The following is a 9,892-nucleotide window of genomic DNA, read 5'->3' as shown; positions in this document are numbered from 1 at the left end:
ATGCAGAACTCCAGAAGGTAATAGATCAGGCCACAGAACCCTGGGGAATAAAGGTAACTGCTGTTGAGGTGAAGAATGTTGATTTACCAATAGAGATGCAGAGGGCAATAGCGAAACAGGCTGAGGCGGAAAGAGAGAGAAGGGCAAAGGTCATCCATGCAGATGGGGAATTTCAGGCAGCACATAAGCTCGCAGATGCAGCTGATATAATAGGGAGAAATCCCGCAGCCATTCAGCTCAGATTCCTTCAAACACTCACAGAGGTTGCAACAGAGAAGAATTCTACTACTATATTCCCCGTGCCTATTGACCTCCTGGAGCCATTCGTCAACAGGCTGAAAAGGGGTAAGGATTAGGGGAGGCTGAAGACCACCGTTGGATGGAGGTTTCTTACACACCCTTGTCCTGACGACAATCCCTATCTTTGTGACGATGGATGTCCTCGGCATCTTGCCTATCTACATTACGCTTTCAGAAGGAATATCACGAGATAAGAAAAAAGAAGCTGTTATTCAGTCAATTATTACAGCCTTCTTTGTGACGGTTGTCTTTGTGCTCGTAGGTGATTGGATCTTTAAGGTTCTCGGTATAAAGGTTGAGGATTTTATGATAGCAGGTGGAGTGCTCCTTATGGTCTTTGCAGTAATTGACATACTCAAGGGACCTGTAATATCAAGAGGGGTGGATACATCGCTCGGGGTTGTTCCACTCGGGACACCCCTTCTTGCAGGACCAGCAACCCTTACAACAGCACTTGTCCTCACTGGTTCATACGGGTTTTTCCCGGTGCTGCTTTCGATTATCATAAATCTTGTCTTTGCCTTTATTATCCTCTTTAATGCAGATAAGATTATCAGGGTTATTGGCACAGGTGGTTCACGGGCAGTTGCTAAGGTAGCGGCATTAATCCTTGCGGCAATAGCGGTCAGCATGATAAGAAATGGGATTATACGACTTTTGGGGATTCACTGATATTGAAGGATAACATCAAAAACAGTAAAAAGGGGATCTTCAATGTTACCAAACGATGGATTAAACTTCAGTATCTCAAGATCATACGGATAGACGATACACCTGAGAAGATAGCATTAGGCATGGCGCTCGGTATTGCTGCTGGAATACTCCCAACCTTTGGATTAGGGATAATATTCGCTATTTTCCTCGCCCTCCTTTTTAAAGCAAATAAGATATCAGCAGTAATAGGGACAATGATTATGAACCCATGGACATCCGTCTTTTTCTGGACACTGAGTTACATCCTCGGTGAACTCATTATACATCAGAATATCGCACCAAATGTGGCTTCAGCCATAACGCAGATAAAATATATGGAAGGACTCTCAATCCTTGAGATGCTTAAAGAGTTTATATCACTTGCAGGCAAGGAGATACTGCTACCTTATCTTATCGGTAACATTATACTTACCATGGTATTGTCTATCGGTTTTTATTTTATTACTCTGAAAATGGTGATCGCATATAGAAAGGTCAAAAAGAGGGTAAATTCTGGTATAAATTTGATATAAAAATAAATAGCTTATAGATTGTCCATGCTAATCCAGCACACATAGGTAGAGTAAAGACCCATGCCATAACTATCTTGCCTGCTATTCCCCATTTTACTGCGGAGATTCGTCTGGTTGCTCCTACCCCCATTATAGCAGTAGAGATAACATGAGTGGTGCTTACAGGAAGTCCAAAGTGGCTTGCACTGAGGATAATGGCGGTTGCTGATGTTTCTGCTGCAAAGCCATGAATTGGTTGAAGTTTAAGCAATCTCACTCCGAGAGTCTTGATAACCCTCCATCCTCCGATTGCAGTTCCTATACCCATAGCAATGGCACAGATCAGTATAACCCATAATGGTACCTCAACCGTTTTTAAATATCCTCCGCTTACAAGGGCAAGTGTAATAATACCCATTACCTTCTGTGCATCATTAGAGCCGTGGCTGAAAGCCATAAACGCCGATGATAATACCTGGAGACGTCCAAAATACCTGTTTAATACCCCGAGGGGTAGCCTGCCTAATAACTTGATGATAAGCAACATCAGGAGAAATCCGAAGACAATTCCTAAAAATGGAGATACGATCAACGAAGAAAATATCGTTATAATACCCGATAGATTGAGTATCCCCATCCCACCGTAAGAGATAGCGGCTCCGATAAGCCCACCAATTAATGCATGAGAGGCACTCACAGGCATTCCGATTAATGTCATGGCAGAATTCCATAGAAATCCTGAAATCAGGGCTGAAACTACCACAGGTTGAGTAACTGCTGAGGGGTCTACAATCCCCTTACCTATGGTCTTTGCAACAGCGGTAGTAAAAAATGCCCCAAGGACATTCATCGTAGCTGCCATGAGGACGGCTTTTAATGGGGTGAGAACCCTTGTTGAAACCACAGTGGCTATTGCATTGGCAGAATCGTTCCATCCATTACTTACATCGAAGAGTATAGCAAGGACTACGATAAGAATAATTATTTCAGGCATGTTTTAACACGATTCCTTCAAGTATATCTGCAACATCCTCGCATTTATCTGTAGCATTCTCGAGGTGTTCATAGACCTCTTTCCACTTAATGATGAAAATAGGGTCATTTATATCATCGAAGAGTTTGGCAAGCGCATCCCTGAAAAAACGGTCAGCCCTGTTTTCAAGGGTATTAATCTCGATGCAATATTCATGGAGATACGAATAATTCTTTTGTTTGAGGGAAGTTACTGCTTTAAGGATGATTTCTGTTGTGGAGAGAAGTGTCTTTGAGAGGGCAATTGCCTCAGGGATGGGTTCCTTTATCTTGAATGCGACAATTCTTTCTGCTGTAGCCCATATTAAATCAAGTATATCATCAAGCCTTGAGGAAAGGGCATGGATATCCTCTCTATCAATAGGGGTTATGAATGTCTTATTAAGCCTCTTAAAAACCTCATGAGTGAGAATGTCACCTTCCTGCTCTGCATCATATATCTTCTTTGCTTTTTCTTCTGCATCACTGAGGTTTTCCATTAGTTCAACGAGTAACTTTGCTCCCATCTGTAGGTTTGAGGCTGTCTGCTCAAAGATGCTGAAAAAATCCATCTGTTTTGGTAATAATTTAAGCATATTGCTTCACCTCCTTAAAGATTTGGAATAAAAATAGTTACAAATAGTATCACACTCAGCAATATCATCACCCCTATTGTTATCCACGCTATGATGTTATAACTCCTTGGATTTACATAATTATTCATTAGTTCTTTATTATTCACGAGAAGCAGAACATATATGAGCACAAAAGGCAGAATTATCCCATTTATCACCTGGGCTATGACCATGATGGTTATCAGAGGCGCCTTAGGGAATAAGACCACAAGTGCACTAAGGGCAATCAGTCCTGTGTAGAGCCACATGAACTGTGGTGCCTCTTCGAAGGTTTTGTTTATACCCGCTTCCCAGCCGATACCCTCACATATATAGTATGCGGTTGCGAGTGGCACTATAATAGCACCGAGAAGTGATGCATTGGCAAGGCTTACTGCAAATATGGTTGATGCATACTTCCCAGCCATCGGTTCTAACGCCATTGCTGCTTCACTTGCATTCTCTATCCGTATTCCGAGCGGAAACAATGTGGCAGCAGATGTAACTATTATAAAAAAGGCTATTATATCAGTAATGGAGCAACCAATTACTACATCGAGTTTCGAATATCTATAATCTTCCTTCCTTATTCCCTTCTCTGAAATAGATGACTGTAGATAAAATTGCATCCATGGAGTTATGGTAGTCCCTACAATTCCTATCGTCATCATCACATATTCTGAATCAAGTTTGAACCTGGGGGTAAAGGTATTACGAAGAACCTCACCCCACTCAGGTCTCGCCATAAATGCAGAGATAATAAACCCTATATATATTACGCATGCAGCGAGGAGTATTCGCTCAACAGAACGATAGGTTCCTTTTGTTACGAGTATCCAGACAGCAAACACAGCTATGGGGACAGATATATATCTACTGATACCGAGAAGTTCGAAACTTGCTGCCCATCCTGCAAATTCTGCCACGGTTGTACTATAATTTGCAATGAGAAGGGCAATCATCATATACACCGTAACCTTTACACCGTATCGTTCCCTTATAATGTCAGAGAGACCCCTTCCAGTGACTACACCCATCCTTGCCACCATTTCCTGGACGACTATCAAGGTGATTGTAGTAGGTATGAGTGTCCAGAGCAGGGAGTATCCGAATCGTGCACCTGCTACCGAATATGTGGTTATTCCTCCTGCGTCATTGTCTATATTTGCAGTTATTATCCCTGGACCAATTATAGCAAAGAGAAGTAATAGCCTTTTTTTCATACCCTTCTCCTCTTTCTCTTTGCCTCGGTGGGGACAATAAAATCAAGAATATCATCTACAGTTACTATTCCGAGCAATCTGTCTTTATCATCCACAACAGGGAGTGCTACTAAATTATATTTGGATATGGTCTCAGCTACTTCCTTTTCATCTGTCAGTGGAGATATTGTCTTAAGTTGTGTTGTCATAATCTCTGAAAGTGTTGTTTCAGGGAGTGCCAGCAGGAGTTCTCTCAGGGAGATGACTCCGATCAGCTTTTCATCCGCTTCAGTGACATAGATGTAATAGATAGTCTCTACTTCAGTAGCATCCTTTCTGAACCGCTCCATAGCATCGGCAACCGTAATATCTGGAGGATAGGCGATATATTCAGTTGTCATAAGTCCTCCAGCAGTATCCTCATCGTGTGAGAGAAGTTCCTGAAGTTCTTCTGCGTCTTCCCTTTCCATAAGTCCAATAAACTCCATTGCCTTTTCCGCTGGGAGGTCAGCAAGCAAATCCGCAGCTTCATCAGGAGGCATCTCCTGTATTATGTTAGACGCCTGCCTTTTATCTAGTCCTCCGATTATGGACGCCTGAACTGTTGGTTCGAGTTCGTGAAGCGCCTCTGCAGCAGTTTCAGCATCGAGTGTATGGAAAATAGCAGCCCGCTCTTTTTCCGGCACCTGGCTTATTATGTGGGCTATATCTGCAGGATGCATACCGCCTATTGCCTGTCGTGTTACTGTAAGTGAAAGCCTTGCAAGTTTGGGTTCTATAGGCTGTATGTAGTTCCAGCTTATAAGGTTGTGGGGTATCCTGTAGCTTATCATCTTTCCTAACCACCTTTTTTCTACACCGAGGCGTCTGAGTATCCCTGAAAACCCGATATCTACTGCAACCATACATGGACATCCGTCAACCTCTGAGATCTTGACATCGTTTACCCTTACCACCTTTATTCCATTTATATCAACTATCTGTTTATCGAGTATATCCCTGATGATTAACAGATCGGTCTCCTTTATTTCATATTCTCTTATACTTGAAGCAAACACTCTGGATGATATTATCCTTTTATTGAACATGTTTAAGGATTCACATTCAAGAAGAAATGTCTTTTTCTTTTTTGAGAGGATAAGTCCGGTTATATGCGGGAAGACTTCTCCAGTAGCAACTGGCATATCCCTCAATTTACCTATTTCTTCACCGGAGGGGTCAAGAACTGGTTTATTGAGAACCTCACTTACAAAGAACTCTCCTATGAAAGGCATTAGAATACCTCATTAATTTGGTTTTAAACGACCGCTCATAAGGTATCCCAATCGGTCTTATTTGTCAAGGAATGATTTGATATGGAATGATTTGATATGGAATGATTTGATATTAGGAAAATGTTATTTTATGGTAAGATAGTCTGAATTTATTACAGCAAGATTTCAAAGAAGAGATATCGAAATGGACTTCTTATATATATCTTTTCCAGTATCAGGCGTCAAGACCTACATATTTATCCCCCCTCTGGTCGCACTGGTCGTTTCATTTTTTACCTCTATGGGAGGGATTTCAGGAGCCTTTCTCCTTCTCCCGTTCCAGATGAGCGTCTTTAACTACACAAGCCCCTCTGTGAGTGCAACAAATTTTGTCTTCAATATTGTGGCTATTCCCAGCGGGGTATATCGTTATCTCAAAGAAGGTCGAATGGTATGGCCCCTGACCGCAGTGGTCATTATGGGGACACTTCCCGGTGTATTTATCGGGTACTTTCTGAGGGTAATCTATCTGCCTGATCCAAGAGCCTTCAAACTTTTTGTTGGATGCGTTCTCCTCTATATTGGAGGTCGCCTTCTCTACGAGATAGCATGGAAAGGGCAGGTTGAAAAGGTAAAGATAAATGCTGTCGATGAAAAGTTCAAGATAAGAGTCAAACAACTAAAAGAACAACAGCAGGCAAGAATAACTGCAGGGATTCCTCCAGAGGCAGTGGTGAAAACAATCTCTTTCAGCCTTACTAAAATTGAATACGAGTTCTGGGGTGAAAGGTTTTCATTCAGTCCTGTAGCTATGTTTATCCTTTCCTTTCTTGTAGGGATTATCGGTGGCACATACGGGGTTGGTGGGGGGGCTATTATTGCACCATTCTGTGTAGCGGTCTTTCACTTACCTATCTATACGGTTGCAGGTGCTTCCCTGATGGGCACATTACTGACTTCTATAGCTGGGGTGACCTTTTACAGTATTATCCCTGCTAAGACTGGACTGTCAACATCGCCTGATTGGCTATTAGGGTTTCTCTTCGGGGCAGGAGGATTTGCTGGCATGTATCTTGGGGCTCGATTCCAGAAATTTGTTCCACAGAGGTTAATTAAACTTATGTTAGGAGTCATTATCGTATCTCTGGCATTGCTATATGTTTTGCAGTACATAACTATGTAATTTGAGACTTTCCCACTTTTTCTGCTAAAAATATTCTTTTATTATTTAAAATCAAAAAACAATTGACAAAACCATAGGTATGATATAAAGTAATACCGGAGGTGTCTATGGGCAAAGCAAAAATTGCGATCACATTGGATGAACAATACATTGAACAGTTAGACAGATTCGTCAATGAACATATTTTTCAGAATCGTAGCCAAGCTATTCAGGAGGCTGTAGAAGAAAAGCTTGCACGGATAAAACGCACCCGTTTAGCGAAAGAATGCGCGAAACTTGACCAGACCTTTGAAAAGGCAATGGCAGATGAAGGATTAACTGAGGATTTGAGCCAATGGCCCGAATACTAAGGGGCGACGTTAGATGGGTTGATTTAAACCCAGTTCGGGGCCGTGAGCAAGCAGGCTTACGGCCTGTTTTGATTTTAAGCCACGATATTTTTAATGAGCGTTCAGGGACGGTCATTGCCGTAGTTCTAACCAGTCAGCCCCAGAGAGCAGGATTCCCCCTTACTCTTGAATTGAAAACTGCAAATTTGCCCAAACGGTCATGGGTAAAAATAAGTCAGATTCGGACGCTTTCAGTTGAGAGAATTGGAAAAATAATCGGAAAGGCTTCTCCTGAAGAAATAGAACAGGTTGTTGAAGGACTGAATGAGATAATAGGGGCATAATTGATTTTGTGAGAAAAAATAGCTACAAGGTGGTTCGTGGAAATGAGGAAAGGTCAATAGACTCATTAATCTTAGCGAGTCCCTCATTCCTGTCATTGCGAGCCGAAGGCGAAGCAATCTCTTATTAACCTTTTCTTTGTTCTTTAAGATTGCTTCGGCTATTTCCTCACTTTGTTCGGGTCGCCTCGCAATGACAATGTAAAGAACTAATTGGGGAAGAGGCAGCCCCTTTATTCTGGATTAATATGCTCCTCTTGCCATAGCCTCAAGCCTTGTCACACGCTCTTCAATTGGTGGGTGTGTGCTGAAGAGGCTGAGGATTCCACCACCGCTCAGAGGGCTCACAATAAACATATGAGCGGTTGCAGGGTTTGCCTCAAGAGGTATCCTCTGAGAAGCAATATGGAGCTTTTTTAGTGCACCTGCGAGAAAAAGGGGATTTCCTGCTATTCTTGCACCACCCTGGTCAGCGGCATATTCCCTTGACCTTGAGATAGCCATCTGTATAAGCAGTGCTGCAATAGGACCTACTATCATCATCACCAGTGCAGCGATAGGGTTTCCGCCTCTACCTTCATCATCGCTTCTTCCACCAAAAATCATTGCCCACTGAGCCATCTGTGAGAGGTAACTTATCGCACCTGCAATGGTCGCAGCTATTGTGCCTATAAGTATATCGCGGTGTTTTACATGTGCCAACTCGTGCCCTATAACACCAGAAAGTTCATCTCTCGACAGTATCCTCATTATCCCACTTGTTACTGCGACCGCTGCGTGCGAAGGGTTTCTTCCAGTTGCAAAGGCATTTGGTGAATCGCCATCAATTATATACACCTTTGGCATTGGTAATCCTGCTTTATGTGCGAGTGTCCTAACGATACTGTAAAGTTCTGGTGCCTCTGCCTCAGTTACCTGCTGCGCACCATACATCTTGAGTACTATCTTGTCGCTGAACCAATATGTGACCATGTTCATTACAAGGGCGAAACCAAGTGCTATAGTCATCCCTGATTTTCCACCAATAGCTGCACCAGCCCATATGAGTATCAATGTCAGTGCAACCATCAATACCATTGTCTTCAGTGTGTTCATAAACTAACCTCCTTTCTGTATATCTTTTCCGTATCACATGTATACGGATATTTTGAATCTATTATCTTTAGTTAATATTCTAAGAAAAATCAGTCCCGTTTGTCAAGCGGAGAACTGATTGATCGGAGCTTAACAGCGTTATGCGTAGTGATCAAAGAGGATTTGATTAATGGTATTGAAAAAGGTATAATATCATCCAAGTCTCACAAAACATTACCTCAAATGAAGGAGGGTTTATGCCATTGGTTCCCATGAGACAGATCCTTGATGAAGCCATGAAAAAAGGCTATGGGGTTGGGGCTTACAATGTAAATAATATGGAGCAGATTCAGGCAATCATGAAGGCTGCAAAAGAAACAAGGTCTCCTGTTATTATTCAGGCAAGCAGGGGTGCACTTAAATACTCAAATCTTGTATATCTGAAACATCTTATGCTTGCTGCTGTGGAAGATAACCCTGAAATCCCAATCGCCATGCACCTCGATCACGGAAATTCTCTCGAAATCGTAAAGACTGCCGTAAATCTTGGGTTTACTTCAGTTATGATAGATGGTTCTTTGATGGAGGATGGTAAAACAGTAAGCACCTACGAATATAACCTTAAGGTTACCAAAGAGGTTGTTGAATACGCACATAGATTTGGTGTGACTGTGGAAGGTGAACTTGGAACCCTCGGAGGGATAGAAGATGGGATAGGTTCAGGGCATACTCACCTCACAGACCCTGCTCAGGCTGAGGAGTTTATAAAGAAGACAAATATTGATGCCCTTGCTGTTGCCATAGGGACATCACATGGTGCATACAAATTCAAAGATGCTCCAAGGCTTGCCATGGACATTATAATGGGTATTAAGAGGAGATGTCCTGACACACCTCTTGTTCTTCATGGAGCAAGCAGTGTGCCTCAGTATTTGACCGATATTGTTAACAAATATGGTGGCAGGATGGAAGACTCTAAAGGTGTCCCGATAGTCTCCATACAGGAGGCTATAAGGCTCGGTGTTGTCAAGATTAATGTTGATACTGATTCAAGGATTGCCTTTACAGGGGCGATTAGAAAGATACTTACGGAAGCACCTGAAAAGTTCGATCCCAGAGATTATCTTACACCTGCAAGGGAAGCAGTCTTCGACGTCATCAAATTTAAGATGGAGGCATTTGGCACAGCAGGGCATGCGGATGATTACAGAGGGATATCTCTTGAAGAGGCAAAGAAGTTTTACTGTTTATAGGAAGGAGGTATTTACGATGGATTGGGGAATGAAAAATCGGCTGTCACAATTAATTAAACCCGATGGTCACTGTTTATTTTTGCCTATTGACCATGGATATTTTCTTGGTCCTACAACAAAATTGGAA

General features: G+C 42.3%; 13 protein-coding genes. 8 read left to right on the top strand and 5 right to left on the bottom strand.

The genetic code is table 11. The annotated features are described in order from the left end of the window. From AB1488_05105 to AB1488_05095, 3 genes are all read left to right on the top strand, one after another. Nucleotides 1–356, top strand: a 356-nt coding sequence (locus AB1488_05105; GenBank protein ID MEW6409473.1) for an SPFH domain-containing protein, incomplete at its 5' end; no start/stop codon positions are given. A gap of 19 nt (nucleotides 357–375) precedes the next feature. After that, nucleotides 376–972 (top strand): MarC family protein, encoded by a 597-nt coding sequence (locus tag AB1488_05100; protein ID MEW6409472.1) that lies wholly within the window; start codon nucleotides 376–378, stop codon nucleotides 970–972. A gap of 2 nt (nucleotides 973–974) precedes the next feature. Next, the gene (locus tag AB1488_05095; protein ID MEW6409471.1) at nucleotides 975–1,526 is read left to right on the top strand and encodes a DUF2062 domain-containing protein; all 552 of its coding nucleotides are present in this window, start codon (nucleotides 975–977) and stop codon (nucleotides 1,524–1,526) included. On the opposite strand, the gene AB1488_05090 is transcribed toward AB1488_05095, so the two are convergent. Genes AB1488_05090 through AB1488_05075 form a run of 4 tightly spaced genes read right to left on the bottom strand, consistent with a single transcriptional unit; the run spans nucleotide 1,489 to nucleotide 5,606 of the window. Further along, on the bottom strand, nucleotides 1,489–2,499 hold the full coding sequence (locus AB1488_05090; GenBank protein MEW6409470.1) for an inorganic phosphate transporter: 1,011 nt from the start codon (nucleotides 2,497–2,499) through the stop codon (nucleotides 1,489–1,491). The genes AB1488_05095 and AB1488_05090 overlap by 38 nt on opposite strands. Then, entirely contained in the window at nucleotides 2,492–3,112 is a 621-nt protein-coding gene (locus AB1488_05085) for a DUF47 family protein (protein ID MEW6409469.1), read from the bottom strand. Before AB1488_05085 ends, AB1488_05090 begins: the two co-directional genes overlap by 8 nt. 14 nt (nucleotides 3,113–3,126) lie before the next feature. After that, entirely contained in the window at nucleotides 3,127–4,353 is a 1,227-nt protein-coding gene (locus tag AB1488_05080; protein ID MEW6409468.1) for an Nramp family divalent metal transporter, read from the bottom strand. Next, nucleotides 4,350–5,606, bottom strand: coding sequence for a CBS domain-containing protein (locus AB1488_05075; GenBank protein MEW6409467.1), 1,257 nt, complete (start codon nucleotides 5,604–5,606; stop codon nucleotides 4,350–4,352). The genes AB1488_05080 and AB1488_05075 overlap by 4 nt, the downstream gene beginning before the upstream one ends. 199 nt (nucleotides 5,607–5,805) lie before the next feature. Between AB1488_05075 and AB1488_05070 the strand changes: the two genes are divergently transcribed. The 3 genes from AB1488_05070 (at nucleotide 5,806) to AB1488_05060 (ending at nucleotide 7,441) form a co-directional block, all read left to right on the top strand. Further along, a complete protein-coding gene (locus AB1488_05070) occupies nucleotides 5,806–6,768 on the top strand; it encodes a sulfite exporter TauE/SafE family protein (protein ID MEW6409466.1) in 963 nt (320 codons plus the stop codon). Nucleotides 6,769–6,875: 107 nt separating this feature from the next. Beyond that, nucleotides 6,876–7,118: a ribbon-helix-helix domain-containing protein gene (locus AB1488_05065; GenBank protein ID MEW6409465.1), complete on the top strand. Its 243-nt coding sequence runs from the start codon at nucleotides 6,876–6,878 to the stop codon at nucleotides 7,116–7,118. Continuing rightward, nucleotides 7,103–7,441 (top strand): type II toxin-antitoxin system PemK/MazF family toxin, encoded by a 339-nt coding sequence (locus AB1488_05060; GenBank protein MEW6409464.1) that lies wholly within the window; start codon nucleotides 7,103–7,105, stop codon nucleotides 7,439–7,441. The genes AB1488_05065 and AB1488_05060 overlap by 16 nt, the downstream gene beginning before the upstream one ends. A 240-nt stretch (nucleotides 7,442–7,681) precedes the next feature. On the opposite strand, the gene htpX is transcribed toward AB1488_05060, so the two are convergent. Continuing rightward, entirely contained in the window at nucleotides 7,682–8,533 is an 852-nt protein-coding gene (gene htpX, locus AB1488_05055; protein MEW6409463.1) for a zinc metalloprotease HtpX, read from the bottom strand. 236 nt (nucleotides 8,534–8,769) lie between these two features. Here htpX and AB1488_05050 point away from each other — a divergent pair, with 236 nt between their 5' ends. After that, nucleotides 8,770–9,765, top strand: coding sequence for a ketose-bisphosphate aldolase (locus AB1488_05050; GenBank protein ID MEW6409462.1), 996 nt, complete (start codon nucleotides 8,770–8,772; stop codon nucleotides 9,763–9,765). Nucleotides 9,766–9,781: 16 nt separating this feature from the next. Then, nucleotides 9,782–9,892: 3-hydroxy-5-phosphonooxypentane-2,4-dione thiolase LsrF (locus AB1488_05045; protein ID MEW6409461.1), on the top strand; the 111-nt coding region annotated here is incomplete at its 3' end.

This window comes from Nitrospirota bacterium (assembly GCA_040756155.1).
Classification (GTDB): Bacteria; Nitrospirota; Thermodesulfovibrionia; order JACRGW01; family JBFLZU01; genus JBFLZU01.
This window is presented reverse-complemented; position numbering and strand designations above follow the sequence as displayed.